This window comes from Photobacterium malacitanum (assembly GCF_900185615.1).
Taxonomy (GTDB): domain Bacteria; phylum Pseudomonadota; class Gammaproteobacteria; order Enterobacterales; family Vibrionaceae; genus Photobacterium; species Photobacterium malacitanum.
This window is the reverse complement of record NZ_FYAK01000007.1, coordinates 62,647-80,467: the sequence shown is the minus strand read 5'-3', so window position 1 is coordinate 80,467 and position 17,821 is coordinate 62,647. Positions and strand designations below refer to the sequence as shown.

The following is a 17,821-nucleotide window of genomic DNA, read 5'->3' as shown; positions in this document are numbered from 1 at the left end:
TCCCTGTGAGCCAATAACCTCTATTTGCTAATTACGCTTACTCTTAGTGCGTTTAAATTTACGTTCTTTCCATTCTTTAAATGGCATTGCGACAGCAGCAAACTCTTTTAATGCACGACGGTACACATCACGCTTAAAAGACACCACTTGTCTCACTGGGTACCAATAACTTACCCAACGCCAACCATCAAATTCTGGTGTAGCACCTCGCTGCATATTAACCTTGGACTCATCGCATTCTAAACTCAGCAAAAACCACTTTTGCTTTTGACCGATACAAACAGGTTTTGAATCCCACCGCACAAGACGTTTAGGTAATTTATAACGTAACCAATGACGGCTTGACGCAATAATCCTGACATCTTTTTTGGTTAATCCTACTTCTTCATACAATTCACGATACATGGCCTGTTCAGGGGTTTCACCTTCATCAATACCACCTTGCGGAAACTGCCAAGAATGTTGTCCATATCGTCGAGCCCAAAATACCTGGCCATGGCCATTGCAGATAACGATCCCTACATTAGGGCGGTATCCATCGCCATCAATCACTGGACGACCTCAAGTATAAATATCTATTAATAGTGATTTTTTCATAGTAGACGGGATCGGTAAACAAACATTCATTAATATCGATCAGTTTTACTCACTTTAAACCATCTTTGGGATAACTTTGCATAATGACCACTTTACCAACAGCTAAGTGAGACATACCCCACATTTATTCACTCTTTCTGTGGATAGATTTGTGCAGAAACCTAAAAAAAGCAGATTTAAGTGATTAAAAAACATTTTATAACGCCCAATAAAAACGTAACTAAAAATAAAATTATCATTTAAAATCATAACCATAACCACATGTCAAATTCATAATAAATAAAAATAAAGTTAACTTTCACATCACTAAAAAACGATCGGTTAAAGATCAACCAATAATGGCGTTATCCACAAAATACGGCTTTTTATGGTGAGCAAGAACACATCACAACGAATATTATTCCACCACAGCACTGTATAAACACTCAGTTAAATTGGAAAAAAATATTTTTCAAAAAAAAACTGTGGATATCTTTTTATTTTGATCTTAGCGCTAAATAACTGCCACAAGTTACTCATCAGCAGACATTTCAGCGCTATTATTTCATTTCTATAACTTAAATGATCAATCGTAACCATTTATTGCCCACAACGATCATCACAGATCTTCACCTACAACAGCCACCAATATGATAGTATTATCTGCTCATACTATCTTCACTATTGGTCCTATCACGATATTTTATGAGCCAACACTCCATGCAACCCACACCAACAACAGAAGCTGAATTACTTTATCGCGCCCAGCAATTGGCAGGCATGACGCTGGGTGAATTAGCAGCGCTCGCTGGCATAATTCCGCCACCCAACCTTAAGCGTGATAAAGGTTGGGTTGGGCAATTACTAGAATGGCATTTAGGAGCAACGGCTGGCAGCAAGCCTGTGCCTGACTTTATTGAACTTGGCATTGAACTCAAAACAATTCCGATCAGTTATCAAGGCAAGCCATTAGAAACGACCTTTGTCTGTGTAGCACCGCTAATTGGCGTACAAGGTCTGCAGTGGCAAAATAGCCATATAAGACAAAAACTGGCTCGCGTATTATGGGTTCCCGTTGAAGGAGAGCGTGACATTCCACTTGAAGAACGTCATGTTGGATCTGCACTATTATGGAGCCCAAGTGCAGAAGAAGAACAACAATTACAGCAAGATTGGGAAGAATTAATGGATCTGATTGTATTAGGCCAAGTAGAATCAATCACTGCTCGTCATGGTGAAGTTCTACAATTACGCCCAAAAGCTGCCAACAGTAAAGCACTCACCGAAGCTTATGGCGCGAATGGCCAACCGATAAAAACCCTACCTCGTGGCTTTTATTTAAAAAAACAATTTACAGCACAATTATTACAACGACACTTTATTTAGCCGGCTTTACGCATGACCTTGACGAAAGCAACGTGGTGGTGGAATGAGCTCATGTTTATTTAACAGTCGATACATCGTCGCTCTTGATACCCCTAACTCTCGTGCCGCAGCCGAAATTTGACCTTTATTATTTTCTAATACGGTTAATAATGCATTGCGTTCAGATTCTTCACGCACTTTTTTCAAGCTTAATTTATCATCGACTAAACGTGGTATATCTAATTGCTCCGCTTCAATACATTTATTTTCTGCGAGTAATACCGCACGCTTAATTTGGCAAATAAGCTCCTGCACATTACCTGGCCACGGGTATTGCAATAGCATTGCTTGCGCTTGTTCCGATAACGATTTAGCGACACTATTATACTGACGCGCATATTTTAATAATAAAAATTCGGCTAAAACAATAATGTCATCACCTCGTTCACGCAATGTCGGTACAGTTAATGACACCACATTTAAACGAAAATATAATTCACGCCGTAATGTCGTTAAAGTAACTAAATGCTCAAGTGAATGTTTGGTAATAGAAATAACACGAATATCAACGCTAATCGCCTCACCCGCTTGATTATAGTAAAGCCCTTCAGCCAAAACTTGGTATAACGTCTGCTGGCAGGCATCGGTTAACGCGGTAAACTCTTCAAGTACCAACACACCATTATTTGCAGCTTCAAATAACGATTCAGTCCCGCTGGCGGTTTCAACCCTCCAATCTGCGGTCATAGTTTCACAATTAACCCGTATTACTTGTTGTTTAGCACGCGCAGACGCTTGAAAAATAGCGTCTGCTACTAAGATCTTACCCGTACCAATTTCACCACTGATGACGACATGCACATCACTTAATGCAATCCGTTTAACTTGATCGCGGAGTTTTTTCATTACCGCCGTCGAGCCTTGTAGCCCTTGCTGACCAAAATTGCCTAATTGTGGCCATACTTGACGTTCCAGATTAAGCATACCAATCTGGTGACCAATGGTTTGTTGTAACCGCTCAGGAGGAATAGGAACAGAAAAATAATCGAGACAAAAATTAACGATAAATTGGCCAATAGCTTCATTGTTCAATTGTTCATCGCGCACAATCGCAATCCAGCGGACTTGTTTATTACGATTCACCATTGCTGAAAAACTATGAATACTAAAATCATCATGGCTAAGATCAACCACGCCAATGCAAGGACCAATTTCTAACAGTAATGTTTCTGCGGTACGCAAATCATAACAACGGTGACACAGCCAGCCCGCGGTTTCCATTGCAGGTAACCAATTTTGATTATTGCCACCAAAAACAACCAAGGTATTAGAAATAACAGCTTTTGCTTTTTTTACCATTCCAATTGTCATTTATCCCTCCTTGAATAAAGCAATTATCTTATATTTAACTTAGTAACCACTCCACCAATGATATACGAACAAATGCAACTTGTTTACTATAATATAATTAAGCTAATATAAAATCATGATGTTAGCGATATTGCGCCCTCAATAATGACTATTTGTCACTTTTTTGACTCCTTTTTAACAAAAAAAAGCCAAAAAAAAACCACCGCATTAAGCGATGGCTTTTTATAATAATTCAATTAGTTATTTGATTGTGGGCGCATTGCCGGGAATAAAATAACGTCACGAATAGTATGTGTGTTAGTAAATAGCATTACTAAACGGTCAATACCAATACCTTGGCCTGCAGTAGGTGGTAAACCATGCTCTAGCGCAGTAATGTAGTCTGCGTCATAGTACATTGCTTCATCATCACCTGCATCTTTCGCGTTAACCTGTGCTTTAAAGCGTTGGTCTTGGTCTTGAGCATCGTTAAGCTCAGAGAAACCATTCGCTACTTCACGACCACCGATAAAGAATTCAAAACGGTCAGTAATGAATGGGTTTTCATCGTTACGACGTGCAAGTGGAGAAATATCAGCTGGGTACTCTGTAATGAACGTCGGTTGCATTAGTTGAGGCTCAGCCGTTTCACCAAAGATTTCTTCAAGTAATTGACCACATGTCCAGAAGCTTTCTACATCAACATGAACAGATTTTGCGATCTTAACCATTAGCTCACGATCAGCAACGCCTTCGTAAGTTAATGCTTGGATTTCTGCGTGATCTGGGTTGTATTGCTTAATTGCATCCAACATGCTCATACGAGTATAAGGACCTGCAAATTCAACTTCGAACTCACCGTATGGCATTTTAGAAGAACCTAATACATCAATCGCGATGCTGCTTAGCATTTCTTCAGTGATGTCCATCAGATCATTGTAATCTGCGTACGCCATGTAGAATTCCATCATCGTGAATTCTGGGTTATGACGAGGAGACAAACCTTCGTTACGGAAGTTACGGTTGATTTCAAATACGCGCTCAAAACCACCAACAACTAGACGCTTAAGGTAAAGCTCAGGTGCAACACGTAGGTACATGTCGATATCTAGTGCATTATGATGAGTGATAAATGGACGTGCGGTTGCACCACCAGGGATCACGTGCATCATTGGCGTTTCAACTTCCATGAAACCTTTAGTTACCATGAAGTTACGAATAGCTGAAACCACTTTTGAACGGATCACAAATGCACGACGAGAATCATCATTTACAATCAGATCAACATAACGCTGACGGTAACGCATCTCTTGGTCAGTTAGACCATGGAATTTTTCTGGTAATGGACGTAGTGCTTTCGTTAGCAACTCGTAGTTATCCATCTCAACGTAAAGATCACCTTTACCAGATTTTTGCAGTACCCCTTTAACACCGATGATGTCACCGATATCTAGACCAGAATATTTCTCTTTTAGCTCTTTCTGCACATCTTTAGATGCATAAGCCTGAATTCGGCCAGACACATCTTGAATCGCTAGGAAAGGACCACGCTTAGCCATAACACGACCTGCGATTGCAAATACATGACCAGCTTGTTCAAGCTCTTCCTTGGTCATCTCACCGTATTTTGCTTGTAGGTCAGCCGCTAAGCTATCACGACGGAAATCGTTTGGGTGGCCATTTGCTTTGCAGTTTTTGCGAATCATATCCAGTTTCGCGCGACGCTCAGCAATCAGTTTATTCTCATCTTGTACTTGGTCAGTCATGGGGAACCCTTAAAATTTTACTGAAATTCGGTTACAGACCTGATTTCAAGCTTGCTTCAATAAAACGGTCTAAATCACCGTCTAGTACTGCTTGGGTGTTTCTGTTTTCCACCCCAGTACGTAAATCTTTAATGCGAGAGTCATCCAATACATAAGAACGGATTTGACTACCCCAACCAATGTCAGATTTAGTATCTTCACTGGCTTGTTTTTCAGCATTTTGCTTTTGCATTTCATATTCAAACAATTTTGCTTTTAACTGCTTCATTGCTTGATCTTTATTCTTATGCTGAGAGCGATCGTTCTGACACTGCACCACAATATTGGTTGGTACGTGCGTAATACGTACTGCCGATTCAGTGGTGTTTACGTGCTGACCACCGGCACCCGATGCGCGGTATACGTCGATACGTAAATCAGAAGGGTTGATATCAATAACAATATTGTCATCAATTTCTGGATACACAAATGCTGAAGCAAACGAAGTATGGCGACGACCACCGGAGTCAAACGGTGATTTACGCACTAAACGGTGTACACCGGTTTCAGTACGTAGCCAACCATAAGCATACTCTCCGCTAATACGAACAGTAACAGATTTAAGACCAGCAACATCACCATCAGAGATTTCAATGATTTCAGTTTTAAAACCTTTAGCATCTGCCCAACGCAAGTACATGCGCAGCATCATTGAGGTCCAATCTTGTGCTTCAGTACCACCTGAGCCTGCTTGAAGATCAAGATAACAATCAGAACTATCGTGATCGCCAGCAAACATACGACGAAATTCTAACTTAGCTAACTTAGCTTCAAGCTCAGCTAACTCAGGTTCAATCTCATCAAAGGTTTCTTGATCATCTTCTTCAACCGCTAACTCAAGTAGGCCTTCAACGTCTTCCACGCCTTGGTCTAATTGGTCAATAGTTTCAACTACCGCTTCCAATGCTGCACGTTCTTTACCTAACGCTTGAGCGCGCTCAGGTTCACTCCATACATCTGGTTGCTCTAGTTCTGCATTTACCTCTTCTAGACGCTCTTGTTTCGCATCATAGTCAAAGGTACCCCCTAAGGATGTCAGTACGTGCTGACACATCCTCAAGTCGGTTTTTAATAGGATTAATTTCGAACATCGCCACGCTTCATTACCGAAATAGATATAACCGCAAGATTCTATCGAATTGTAGATAGAATATACAGAGGGAGAGAAAGGTTATCAGAAAATTAATCAAAATATGGTGACAATCTAGGCTGTAAACACCAAGATCCCCACCATTCACGGTTTCATTACCAGGTTGATATTATTTTGCCGCTAAATGTTCAACCATCAATTGCACACTTCGATTACCGCGAAATTCATTCACATCGAGGCGATAAACTAATTCAATTTGCTGCACTGACGCATCAGGCCACAGCTTAAGATCGACGTTAAATGCAATCGCATCAATGACGCTCCCTCCCGCTAGCGGCTCCACTATCATTTTTAGGTGTTTACCCGCCACCAGCTTTTGGTGCAAAAGTCGAAACGTACCGTCAAAGGTTGGCTCTGGAAATTGCTGTCCCCACGGCCCGCCCGCACGCAGAATTTCAGCCGTCTCAAGTGTCAATTCATACGGCTGTAATTCGCCATCACTAAGCAACACACCTTGGAGTGCATCTTCATCAAGAACTTGTCGTACCGCGGTATCAAAAGCAACACTAAACGCTTCTAACTGTGATTCAGCAATAGTTAATCCTGCAGCCATTGCATGACCACCAAACTTTAAAATCATTCCAGGATGTTGAGTATCAACCACATCAAGTACGTCTCGCATATGCAATCCCACAATAGAACGACACGAGCCTTTGATTTCACCATTACCTGCATCAGCAAACGCTATCACTGGGCGATGGTATTTATCTTTAATACGAGAAGCTAAAATACCAATCACACCTTGATGCCAATCACGTTGAAACAGCACTAACCCATAGGGCATATTGTGCTGATTAAATTGCAACCGTTCACAAATCGCGAGACCTTCTTCTTTCATGCCTTGTTCGATTTCTTTACGGGTTTGATTAAGCGCATCCAGTTCAGACGCCATACGACGCGCTGCTTGAATATTGTCACACAAGAGTAATTCCACCCCGAATGACATATCATCTAAGCGCCCTGCTGCATTAATACGTGGTCCTAATGCAAATCCAAGATCGCTGGCCACTAACCGCGCGGGATCACGGTTAGCCACTTCAATTAACGCCTGAATACCTGGGCGACACTTACCAGCACGAATACGTTGCAGCCCTTGATGTACCAAAATGCGGTTATTGCCATCTAATGCCACCACATCAGCAACCGTGCCCAATGCAACTAAATCAAGCAATTCAGCCAGATTTGGCACAGCTAACGCGTGTTGTTCAAACCAACCGTTATTACGCAGTTCAGCCCGTAGTGCCAACATTAAATAAAAGGCAACGCCAACCCCACATAATGCTTTTGATGGAAAGCCACATTGTTCAAGGTTTGGATTCACTATCGCGTCAGCTGCAGGTAAACAATCACCAGGCAAGTGATGATCGGTAACCAGCACTTGTACCCCTTGTGCTTTTGCTGCTGCAACCCCACTAATCGAAGACACACCGTTATCAACCGTCATGATCAGTTCAGCCCCACGATCAATCGCTTGTTGCGCGACATCAGGGCTTAAACCATATCCGTCATCAAATCGATTTGGCACTAAATAATCTACATTTCGACTGCCCAACATTTTTAAAGCCAAGACAGATAATGCAGAGCTAGTCGCGCCATCGGCATCAAAATCACCGACAATAATAATACGCGTATTATTGGCTAATGCCGCCACTAACAACTTAACAGCATCACTCATACCATGAAGTTGATTATAATTAAGTAATCCTTTGGCGCCGCGTTCGAGTTCAGCATCATTGCTAATACCACGACTGGCATAAATACGCTGCAAAATAGCAGGGATTGCACTAGAGAAGCCTTGAGGATCGGCAACAGGACGACGCTTGATTTCTATCATAATAACGGCTTCTTAAAGGAATGATTGTCTTTTCATCTTAACCAAATCACCACCAACAAAAAAGCCTGATATCACTATCAGGCTTTATATTCAATGACGCTGTAGACTCGCTATTAGTTAGCTTTCGCTTTGCTATCCAATAACTGTAGCAATGCCGCTGGCGGTTGGTAACCAGGGATCATCATGCCATCTTCTAGCACGATTGCAGGCGTTCCATTAACCCCCATCGCAACACCTAATTGATATTGCTCCATCACTAAATCAGGGCGTGGAGTGATCTTTGATTCATCAAAAGTACCATTTTTAGCATCGTGCATCGCTTTAACACGATCTTTTGCACCCCAAATTGCACTCATTTGGTTGAAATTACTTGATCGCTCACCACCGCGTGGGAAAGCAAGGTAACGTACTGTAATACCAGCATCGTTATAACCTTGCATTTCATTATGCAATTTACGGCAATAACCACAACTAGTATCAGTAAACACCGTTACCACATATTTTTCATTTTTAGCCGGATAGACAATCATGTCTTTTTCCATTTTGGCTAATTTAGCTTTATTTAACTGCGCCATTTTTTGCTCAGTTAAGTTAACCGGCTCAGCACCGGTATTTTGGTATAAATGGCCCGCTAAAAAATATTGTCCGTCATCAGAGGCATACACGACACCACGTTCAGTCACAACTTCATTAACACCCGCCATCGGGGAGGCTGTAATTGAGCTTGGCGTTAAACCAATATTAGAAAGTTGCTTAGTAATAGCCGCTACATCAGGTTTTGCAACCGCAGAAAAAGCAGTCAGTGCAACAGCTGTAGCCAGCACGGTGCGACGAATAAAATGCATCTTGTTATTCCCTTTTAAAATGATGACTGTCTCGATATAACTACAGACCGAGATCACAACTATATAGTTTCAATTACACTACTATTTTTATGTCCGCAGCATAAATGAAGTATCCCTAAATACAAATATTATCGCTAGTTTTATCTAACAACATCTCATAATTATGCACGTGGGTGGTGACTTTGATGCAATTGTTTCAATCTTTCCGTCGCAACATGCGTATAAATTTGAGTCGTTGATAGATCACTATGACCAAGCAACATTTGTACCACTCGTAAATCTGCGCCGTAATTAAGTAAATGAGTCGCAAAAGCATGCCGCATTACATGGGGTGATAAAGTATCAGCATCAATACCAGCTAACACCGCATAATATTTAATTCGATGCCAAAACGTTTGGCGTGTCATTTGCTTTGCTCGTCGGCTAGGAAATAACACATCGGAACTTTTTTCACCTAATAATAGCGGTCGACCGCTGTCAATAAATTGCTCAATCCAATCAACCGCATTTTCGCCCATAGGTACTAACCGTTCTTTATCCCCTTTACCTGTCACCCTCACAACGCCTTGGCGTAAGCTGACTTTATCCATGGTTAAGGTCACTAACTCTGTCACACGTAGCCCGGTGGCATATAATAATTCCAACATTGCTTTATCGCGCAATTGCAGCGGATCATTAACATCTGGCGCTTCTAATAATGCATCAACTTGTGCTTCGGTAAGATCTTTAGGCAGCCGTTGCGGCAATTTAGGCGTAACCAGCATCGCACTAGGATCATCGACGCGCACTTTTTCACGGTATAAATATTGAAATAAGCGTCGAATAGCTGACACCATACGGGCACGCGAGGTTTGCTTATAATCTTGATCAAATAGCCATAATTGATAACGTTGTAAATCATCAATCGAAGCCTCTGAAAGCACAATATTTTGCTGCTGCATCCATTGCTGTAATTTTTTTAAATCATTGCGATAAGAAGCAAGAGTATTTTCAGATAACCCTCGCTCCATCCACATCGCATCGAGAAAGCGTTCAATAATAACATCGTCGGTTACCATTTTTACCTCGCCATAAGCTGTGTCGTAAGACGGTTTAAATACATGGATAAAAACACAGTAATTAGCGCATGATAGGATATTTATTCTAAAAAGTAACCTCGTTCTCTGTTTATTAATCTTAAACTTATCGCTTTCAGTGCCCGTCGAGTCTTGAGCTCAATCAACAATAACGAGTACACTTTAATCTAACAATAAGCATACAAGGTACACGACATGAAAATTGGCTTGTTTTATGGCTCGACCACTTGCTATACCGAAATGGCAGCAGAAAAAATTCGTGATTGCCTCGGGGCTGAAATCATTGAATTGCACAATATTAAGCACACGCCAGTAGCAGAAATGAACCAATATGACATGTTGATTTTAGGCATTTCAACCTGGGACTTTGGTGAAATCCAAGAAGATTGGGAAGCGGTGTGGCAACAACTTGATGGTTTACAATTACAACAAAAAACGGTGGCGCTATTTGGTCTTGGCGATCAGGAAGGGTATACCGAGTGGTTTTTAGACGCGATGGGCATGTTGCACGATCAGTTATGCTCTACAGGGGTGCAATTTATCGGTTATTGGCCCAATGATGACAGCTACCAATTTCAAGCATCAAAAGCGTTAACTGCAGATCAACAATTTTTTGTCGGTTTAGCGTTAGATGAAGATAGCCAATATGAATTAAGCGATGCCCGCATTGAGCAATGGTGTGAACAAATCATGCTGGAATACGCACAACTGCCATAAGAGCTTAACGGCTATAAACGATACCATAAAAAAAGGGACACCAATGTGGTATCCCTTTTTTGTTTAGCAATAACGGTGTTATTACACAGCAACAGTATCGCTATGATTATTGTTATTTTTAGTGCCGACAAAACGGGTTATCACCAGTGCAATCAAGGTTGGTAATACCCAGCCCATACCGTAATTAAACAACGGTAAGCTACTGAACATTGATACATCAAACTGCAAGTACTTCGCCACATCAATCATACTAAAGATAAAAGAAACTAACAGCACCACACGATAGGCTAAACGTGGATTCGGTAACCATTTACGTACTAAGGTTAATGCAACCAGCGCAATCGCTACAGGATACAAGGCAAATAATACTGGTATCGATAATGAAATCAGCATATTTAAACCAACATTTGCCACAACTGCACACACGATAGCTAATAATACTGCCCACTTTTTATAAGATAGTGGTGTTAGCGTACTAAAGTAATCAGCACACGCACTGATTAGGCCTATCGCGGTAGTTAAACATGCTAGCAATACAATGCTAGATAAAATAATTTGTCCCGTTGAGCCAAATAACGCCATAACATACGTTGTTAAAATAGCACCGCCATTACCGACACCAGCCGCAATACTCGCGCTGGTCGCACCAAGATAAAACAATGACACATACACAAACGCTAAACCTACTGCAGCAATTAAGCCCGCATAGATAAGATATGTACAAGTGGTCTTATCATCAGTGATACCTTTGCTTCGAATCACATCAACAATCAACATTCCAAACATCAGCGCCGCAAAAGTATCCATGGTGTTGTAACCTTCAAGGAAACCTTTAGTAAACGGTTGAGTGATATATTCACCTTGCGCTGCAATAATACTGCCTTGTGGATTCATGAACACAGCAATCGCAAGTACCGTCAATACCACAAATAAAGCTGGTGTTAAAAACTTACCGATCATGTCGATCAATTTACCGCGAGACCAAGCAAAAAACAGTGCTACAGCAAAAAAGAGGATAGAAAAAATAGTTAAGCTGGTTTGACTAGCATCAGTAATAAACGGTTTAACAGCCATTTCATAGGCAACAAGACCGGTACGAGGTGCAGCGAACGCAGGGCCAATAATGATAAAAATCAATACCGCCATTAAGGTTGCTACTTTTGACGGTAAATCACGGGTTAACCCACTCCAACCACCACCAGCAATAGCGACTGCGATAATACCAATTAAAGGTAAGCCAACCGCGGTAACTAAAAAGCCTGACATTGCAGGTAACATATTCTCACCAGCTAGCTGTCCTGCTAACGGTGGAAAAATGATGTTGCCCGCACCTAAAAAGAACGCAAAGGTCATAAAGCCTAGCGCGATAATATCTGTTACTTTGAGTGTTTTTTTCAAACTGCACCTTCCACTCGCTAATGGGTTATATATTGTGTCTGCATTTTTTATAATAAGTAGCACCTAATATATATCGCTATAATTATTGTGCCTGCTAGCATAATGACCAAAAATAGTACCCTTAGCAATAGACCAGATAAAAACACCATATAATCCAGTTAACCAGCCAACAAACTGGAATTAACAACCATTTATAAATTTCAAAACAGAATAAAAAGCCAATTTAAGCCACAAAAACCATACTTACAAAAAAGATGTAACAACTAATTAACAATAAATAAACAGATTATTATCAGTTGTGTTTTTTTGATTATTGCACCATCGTTTTATATGCTTTTGTATGCTTTATAAACCTAACAGTAGTACTGTCACCCAAGGATCCATCATGAGTCGCAGCTTTCGTTTTAAACAATTTACTATCAATGATCACGGTTGTGGCATGCCGATCAGTACCGATGGGGTATTATTAGGCGCATGGGCAAAGTTACCGCAACAAGGGTTGATTGTTGATATTGGTACCGGTAGTGGCTTATTAGCATTAATGGCTGCACAGCGTACATCTACAGCAATGATCACTGCGATTGAATTAGATGCCGCGGCCGTCACCGCCGCCACAGCTAACTTTGCAGCATCACCATGGCAGTCTCGCTTACAATGCATTGACAGTGACATTAACCACTGGTGCCAAGCTATTACAGCCGAATCGATTGATAGTATTATTTGTAATCCACCTTATTTTAATACGGGTCAGCAGGCACAACGACAACACCGCGCTACTGCACGCCATACCGATACCCTTAGTCACCAACAGTTATTGGCGACTATTCGTCATTTATTAACCACTGATGGCTGCGCCAGTCTTATTCTACCGACTTATGAAGGCCAGCAACTGCTCACTCAAGCTGCAGCATACGGCTTATACTGCCAACGCCGTTGTGATGTTCGTTCGACACCACACAAACCGTTTATGCGCACATTGATTGAATTAACAAAAAATAGTGCCATTACTGAACAACACCAGCTTTGCATTCATACTGAAAACAGCTATTCATCTGATTTTATTGCACTTACTAAAGATTTTTACTTAAAAATGTAATCGCTAACAGCATAAAACTTAATTTTATAATGGTGAATATTGATCATTAACTGAAGTTTTTATGTTTTAATCGGTGTTACTTACGCCAAGAGTGGCTATAATGCCGCCCCTTAATATAAATACCCATGTTCTGGTTACGCTTTAAAAGCACAGTGACGAGAACATATTTAGCATTTGTCTTGGGAGAGATAACTGGTGAAAGACTTTTCCGAATTAGAGTTAGATAGCGAGCTATTACGAGCGATTGACGAGATCGGCTATAGCCGCCCAACCGTAGTTCAAGCGCAGGCTATCCCTCATGCCCTTGACGGTAAAGATGTCATGGCTTCTGCACCAACAGGGACCGGAAAAACAGCCGCGTTTTTACTGCCAATGATTCAGCACTTGCAAGATTTCCCACGTAAAAAGCCGGGACCTGCACGTGTATTGATCTTAACCCCGACTCGTGAATTAGCAATTCAAGTTACTGAGCATGCGCGTGCGCTAGCTAAATACACTAACTTAAAAATATTTACCATTACTGGTGGTATCTCTTACGATGAGCACGCTGAGCTACTAGGAAAAACACAAGATATCGTTGTGGCAACACCTGGTCGTTTAATGGAATACATTGAGTCAGAGAAGTTTGATTGCCGCGCAATTGAATGTCTGATTCTTGATGAAGCTGACCGTATGTTGGATATGGGCTTTGGTAAAATTGTTGAGCGCATCAACCACGAATGTCGCTGGCGTCGTCAAAGCTTATTATTCTCGGCAACCTTAGAAGGTAAAGGCGTACGTGAGTTCTCAGAAACAATTTTGAATGAACCACTTGAAGTAAATGCTGATCCTTCTCGCCGTGAGCGTAAGAAGATTCACCAAATGTATCTTCGCTGTGACAATATGGAGCACAAACTCGCTCTATTAGAAAACATCATTAAAGATCAAGCTGAACGTACCATCATCTTTGTCAAAACACGTGAGCGCCTAGCTATCCTTCGCAGTCAATTAGACGCAATGGGTATCCCTTGTAACTGGATTCAAGGTGAAATGGCACAAGCTGCGCGTACAAATATGATCACCCGTTTCCGTGATGGTGTAGTGAACGTATTAATTGCGACAGACGTTGCTGCTCGTGGTATAGATTTACCCGATGTCAGCCATGTAATTAACTTTGATCTACCACGTACCGCTGAAGTATATGTACACCGCATTGGTCGTACCGCACGTGCGGGTAAGAAAGGTACTGCAATCGCCTTAGTTGAAGCACATGACCAAGGAATGATCGAGCGTATTAGTCGCTACATGAAAGAAGAAATCCCAGAACGCTTTATTCATGGCTTGCGTCCACAGACCAAAAAACCAAACACCGCGAAAAAGAAGAAAAAAGTCACTAAAAAAGTAAAAGAAGCGAAAGCGAAAAAGAAAATCAAACAAGCGGCTAAAAAAAGCCAAGCTAAGTCGTAATTTTTCTTTTACACCATCAATAAATAACAAGGCCAACGCTAAGACGTTGGCCTTTTTTTGTTCTTAAAAACACGATAGCAGTGTTAGTTTTGCTGTTCGCGCTTAAACACCAATTCCTTCGCGGTTGATTCCGCAGCGACGAAATAATAACCTCCACAGTCAAATTTCTTTAATGCTTCAATCGAGGTTATTTGATTATCAATAATATAGCGCGCCATCATGCCTCGCGCTTTTTTAGCGTAAAAGCTGATCACTTTATAATTGCCGTTCTTGCAATCTTTAAAAACTGGCGTGATCAATTGAGCATTCAACAACTTCGGTTTCACCGCTTTAAAATATTCATTAGATGCAAGATTGATCAGAATATCATCACCCTGTTCTGCTAATGCTAGATTTAATTTATCGGTAATAATATTGCCCCAGAACTGATACAAGTTAGTGCCACGGGGATTGGTTAATTTAGTCCCCATCTCTAAGCGATAAGGTTGCATCAAATCTAATGGACGCAATAAACCATATAAGCCAGACAACATGCGTAAATGCTGTTGAGCATAGGCAAACTGAGCTTCAGTCATGGTTTCAGCAGCTAACCCCGTATAGACATCACCTTTAAATGCCAATATTGCCTGTCGTGCATTATCAACCGTAAACTGTGGCTGCCATTCAGCAAAACGGGCTGCATTTAATCCTGCAATTTTATCGCTAACCTTCATTAAGCTCGCAATATCCATTGGTGTAAGCTCACGGCATACATCAATCAGTTCCGCAGAATGCTGAGTAAACTCTGGTAAGGTAAAGGTTGTGGTTGCTAAAGGCGATTCATAATCTAACGTTTTTGCAGGTGATACCACGATTAACATAAGGCTTTTTCCTTTAAAGTCTGACCTAATTAGACTACCACCATCACGTTAAAAAACCACCTTCAACCATGATGGTTATTACTATTTAATTAATAGGTATAACTACAATTAGCGTATTGTTGACCTCGAGGATGAACTAGGCTGATCCCATACACCATCTTCAAGTTGCCCCTGTAGTTCAGGGTAGTCTTGGCGATGAAATGTTGGCACTTTTCCAAGTGATAATTGCTTATTATAATCTTGGGCTAACTTCACTACCGTACCAGAAAGCAATACTATCGCGGCTAAGTTAATCATTGCCATCATTCCCATAGAGATATCAGCCATCGCCCATACTGTTGGTAAATCAGCCAATGCACCAAACATCACCATACATAGTACTACCATTCGAAAAACATTTAGCCCAACCTTATGATTATGTTCTAAAAAGATCAGATTGGTTTCAGCATAAGAATAATTGGCTATTAATGATGTAAAGGAGAAAAAGAAAATCGCAATCGCAATAAAAATACCGCCCCAATCACCAACTTGTGAACTCACTGCTTGTTGGGTTAATGCAATACCAGTAATACTACTATGCGGTTCATATTCACCAGACATTAAAATAATTGCCACGGTTGCAGAACAAATAACAATGGTGTCCATAAACACCCCCAGCATTTGCACATAACCTTGTGAGGCCGGATGAGGAGGATAAGGTGTTGCAGATGCAGCAGCATTAGGGGCCGATCCCATACCGGCTTCATTTGAAAACAAACCGCGTTTTAGGCCATTAATCATACCTTGAGCTATGGTATACCCTAATGCGCCAGAGGCTGCTTCTTCAAACCCAAATGCACTTCTAAAAATAACCATTAATATATGTGGCAGTTGCTCAATATTACTCAGCATAATAAACAATGCTAGCCCGAGGTAACACAACGCCATTGTTGGTACTAATATCTCAGCGGTACGTGCGATCGCTCGCATACCACCAAAAATAATCACTCCAGTTAATAAAACCAACCCTAAACCGACATATTGTGGCTGCCATCCAAACGCAACCTCAGTAGCCTGAGTGATTGAATTAGCTTGTACCGCATTAAAAACTAGCCCAAAAGCGATAATAAGAAAGATAGAAAACATCATTCCCATCCAACGCATTCCCAAGCCTCGCTCCATATAATAAGCAGGCCCACCACGATAATTACCATCATCATCACGGGTTTTATACAGTTGTGCTAATGCACTTTCTGCAAAAGCGGTTGCCATGCCTAACATAGCAATTAACCACATCCAAAAAATAGCCCCAGGGCCACCCAGAGTTAACGCAACCGCCACTCCTGCCATATTACCAGTGCCAACTCTTGCTGCAAGACTGGTACATAGCGCTTGAAAAGAAGAAATACCCGCGGCATCCGATTTGCGACTATTTTTCATTATCGCAAACATATGCTTAAAATGACGGAACTGAATAAAATTAAGCCGATAAGTAAAATAAATGCCAATACCAATTAGCAAATATATCAATATCGATCCCCACAACAAATCATTGATAAAGTTAATTTGACTGTTCACATTGATGCCTTCACTGATCGATAAAGAATGATATAAAGCCCTAACTTGCACTGTTATCTGTCGTGAGCAAGAACACTAATGGCCTCAATAATAATACGCTATAAGCATTCGTTATTATGATAAATAATTTAAGCTATAAATTTACTATTAAAGTATAAGACCTTTATTAGAATAAAAATAATCTCATTCTCGTTATTTTTACAATGTGTTACACAATCCACTCATAATAAAAAAACAATAATTACCACCCCTTAACCATCAGTAAATCTTATATTATTGACAACTTTGATATCATCTGGACACCAAAGCTATAAAATAGTTATTTAACACTATAACAGACCGTTATTTAACCAAATAATCACCAATCGTGATATTCTGCACATAAATATTTCATCTTTTGGTAACAAATGAGAAACAGTTCAATTTTATTGTCAACCATTCTATGGTAATAAATAATCTGAACGCTTACATCAAGCGTAGAGTAGGAATAGGTGCTTTATGGATAGCTTTGCATTCGACGATATGATGACTACGGATACAGTTTCGCGCCGCTCTCGCGCAAAACCGGAAAAGAGAAAATGGCGTGAAATTGAAGCCTTAAAAGATCGTCAAAGACTACGTCGAGAACTACAAGATATGGATATGTGCGGTAGTTTCAATAGTGATGATTTTGATTTTTAGTAACAACTAAATAACGGCCAGCTTCACTGCTGGCCGTTTTATTCCTTTAAGCAATATTTACGCTA

At 40.8% G+C, this 17,821-nt stretch carries 15 protein-coding genes; 5 read left to right on the top strand and 10 right to left on the bottom strand.

The window, feature by feature from the left end:
- Positions 1 to 27: 27 nt before the first annotated feature.
- Positions 28 to 552 (bottom strand): RNA pyrophosphohydrolase, encoded by a 525-nt coding sequence (rppH, locus tag PMAL9190_RS14725; RefSeq protein WP_060997643.1) that lies wholly within the window; start codon positions 550 to 552, stop codon positions 28 to 30.
- 744 nt (positions 553 to 1,296) lie between these two features.
- Here rppH and mutH point away from each other — a divergent pair.
- Positions 1,297 to 1,962, top strand: coding sequence for a DNA mismatch repair endonuclease MutH (gene mutH, locus PMAL9190_RS14720; RefSeq protein ID WP_087845848.1), 666 nt, complete (start codon positions 1,297 to 1,299; stop codon positions 1,960 to 1,962).
- Positions 1,963 to 1,968: 6 nt separating this feature from the next.
- Here mutH and PMAL9190_RS14715 read toward each other — a convergent pair whose 3' ends face one another.
- The 6 genes from PMAL9190_RS14715 to xerD form a co-directional block, all read right to left on the bottom strand.
- Complete coding sequence (locus tag PMAL9190_RS14715; protein WP_370738777.1) at positions 1,969 to 3,300, bottom strand: sigma-54-dependent transcriptional regulator; 1,332 nt, start codon at positions 3,298 to 3,300, stop codon at positions 1,969 to 1,971.
- Positions 3,301 to 3,548: 248 nt separating this feature from the next.
- The gene (gene lysS, locus PMAL9190_RS14710) at positions 3,549 to 5,057 is read right to left on the bottom strand and encodes a lysine--tRNA ligase (protein ID WP_087845847.1); all 1,509 of its coding nucleotides are present in this window, start codon (positions 5,055 to 5,057) and stop codon (positions 3,549 to 3,551) included.
- 31 nt (positions 5,058 to 5,088) lie between these two features.
- Positions 5,089 to 6,187 (bottom strand): peptide chain release factor 2 gene (gene prfB / locus PMAL9190_RS14705; RefSeq protein WP_144384369.1). Its coding sequence is split into 2 segments (ribosomal slippage): positions 5,089 to 6,111 and positions 6,113 to 6,187, totalling 1,098 coding nucleotides; the frame shifts between segments, so codons are not numbered across the junction.
- 168 nt (positions 6,188 to 6,355) lie between these two features.
- Complete coding sequence (gene recJ / locus PMAL9190_RS14700; RefSeq protein ID WP_087845846.1) at positions 6,356 to 8,080, bottom strand: single-stranded-DNA-specific exonuclease RecJ; 1,725 nt, start codon at positions 8,078 to 8,080, stop codon at positions 6,356 to 6,358.
- Between the two features lie 113 nt (positions 8,081 to 8,193).
- A complete protein-coding gene (dsbC, locus tag PMAL9190_RS14695) occupies positions 8,194 to 8,925 on the bottom strand; it encodes a bifunctional protein-disulfide isomerase/oxidoreductase DsbC (protein ID WP_087845845.1) in 732 nt (243 codons plus the stop codon).
- Between the two features lie 161 nt (positions 8,926 to 9,086).
- Entirely contained in the window at positions 9,087 to 9,983 is an 897-nt protein-coding gene (gene xerD / locus PMAL9190_RS14690) for a site-specific tyrosine recombinase XerD (RefSeq protein ID WP_087821537.1), read from the bottom strand.
- 213 nt (positions 9,984 to 10,196) lie between these two features.
- Here xerD and fldB point away from each other — a divergent pair, with 213 nt between their 5' ends.
- Positions 10,197 to 10,718 (top strand): flavodoxin FldB, encoded by a 522-nt coding sequence (gene fldB, locus PMAL9190_RS14685; protein WP_087845844.1) that lies wholly within the window; start codon positions 10,197 to 10,199, stop codon positions 10,716 to 10,718.
- 81 nt (positions 10,719 to 10,799) lie between these two features.
- Here fldB and brnQ read toward each other — a convergent pair whose 3' ends face one another.
- The gene (gene brnQ, locus PMAL9190_RS14680; RefSeq protein ID WP_087821539.1) at positions 10,800 to 12,116 is read right to left on the bottom strand and encodes a branched-chain amino acid transport system II carrier protein; all 1,317 of its coding nucleotides are present in this window, start codon (positions 12,114 to 12,116) and stop codon (positions 10,800 to 10,802) included.
- Positions 12,117 to 12,501: 385 nt separating this feature from the next.
- Here brnQ and PMAL9190_RS14675 point away from each other — a divergent pair, with 385 nt between their 5' ends.
- Together PMAL9190_RS14675 and srmB are read left to right on the top strand one after the other, a co-directional pair.
- Entirely contained in the window at positions 12,502 to 13,212 is a 711-nt protein-coding gene (locus tag PMAL9190_RS14675) for a tRNA1(Val) (adenine(37)-N6)-methyltransferase (RefSeq protein WP_087845843.1), read from the top strand.
- A gap of 195 nt (positions 13,213 to 13,407) precedes the next feature.
- Entirely contained in the window at positions 13,408 to 14,658 is a 1,251-nt protein-coding gene (gene srmB, locus PMAL9190_RS14670) for an ATP-dependent RNA helicase SrmB (protein ID WP_087845842.1), read from the top strand.
- An 83-nt stretch (positions 14,659 to 14,741) separates the two neighbouring features.
- On the opposite strand, the gene yaaA is transcribed toward srmB, so the two are convergent.
- Both yaaA and PMAL9190_RS14660 read right to left on the bottom strand, forming a co-directional pair.
- Positions 14,742 to 15,518, bottom strand: a complete 777-nt coding sequence (gene yaaA / locus PMAL9190_RS14665) for a peroxide stress protein YaaA (protein WP_087845841.1) — start codon at positions 15,516 to 15,518, stop codon at positions 14,742 to 14,744.
- A 108-nt stretch (positions 15,519 to 15,626) separates the two neighbouring features.
- Positions 15,627 to 17,075, bottom strand: coding sequence for an alanine/glycine:cation symporter family protein (locus tag PMAL9190_RS14660; protein WP_087845840.1), 1,449 nt, complete (start codon positions 17,073 to 17,075; stop codon positions 15,627 to 15,629).
- Between the two features lie 498 nt (positions 17,076 to 17,573).
- On the opposite strand from PMAL9190_RS14660, the gene PMAL9190_RS14655 reads away from it, so the two are divergent.
- Entirely contained in the window at positions 17,574 to 17,756 is a 183-nt protein-coding gene (locus PMAL9190_RS14655; protein WP_060997631.1) for a DUF3545 family protein, read from the top strand.
- Positions 17,757 to 17,821: the final 65 nt, after the last annotated feature.

Bases quoted from the DNA above. Each gene is read 5' to 3' on its own strand.
- fldB (WP_087845844.1), top strand. From the start codon at position 10,197: ATGAAAATTGGCTTGTTTTATGGCTCGACCACTTGCTATACCGAAATG.
- PMAL9190_RS14675 (WP_087845843.1), top strand. From the start codon at position 12,502: ATGAGTCGCAGCTTTCGTTTTAAACAATTTACTATCAATGATCACGGT.
- PMAL9190_RS14715 (WP_370738777.1), bottom strand. From the start codon at position 3,300: ATGGTAAAAAAAGCAAAAGCTGTTATTTCTAATACCTTGGTTGTTTTT.
- lysS (WP_087845847.1), bottom strand. From the start codon at position 5,057: ATGACTGACCAAGTACAAGATGAGAATAAACTGATTGCTGAGCGTCGC.
- dsbC (WP_087845845.1), bottom strand. From the start codon at position 8,925: ATGCATTTTATTCGTCGCACCGTGCTGGCTACAGCTGTTGCACTGACT.
- PMAL9190_RS14655 (WP_060997631.1), top strand. From the start codon at position 17,574: ATGGATAGCTTTGCATTCGACGATATGATGACTACGGATACAGTTTCG.
- yaaA (WP_087845841.1), bottom strand. From the start codon at position 15,518: ATGTTAATCGTGGTATCACCTGCAAAAACGTTAGATTATGAATCGCCT.
- recJ (WP_087845846.1), bottom strand. From the start codon at position 8,080: ATGATAGAAATCAAGCGTCGTCCTGTTGCCGATCCTCAAGGCTTCTCT.
- mutH (WP_087845848.1), top strand. From the start codon at position 1,297: ATGCAACCCACACCAACAACAGAAGCTGAATTACTTTATCGCGCCCAG.
- xerD (WP_087821537.1), bottom strand. From the start codon at position 9,983: ATGGTAACCGACGATGTTATTATTGAACGCTTTCTCGATGCGATGTGG.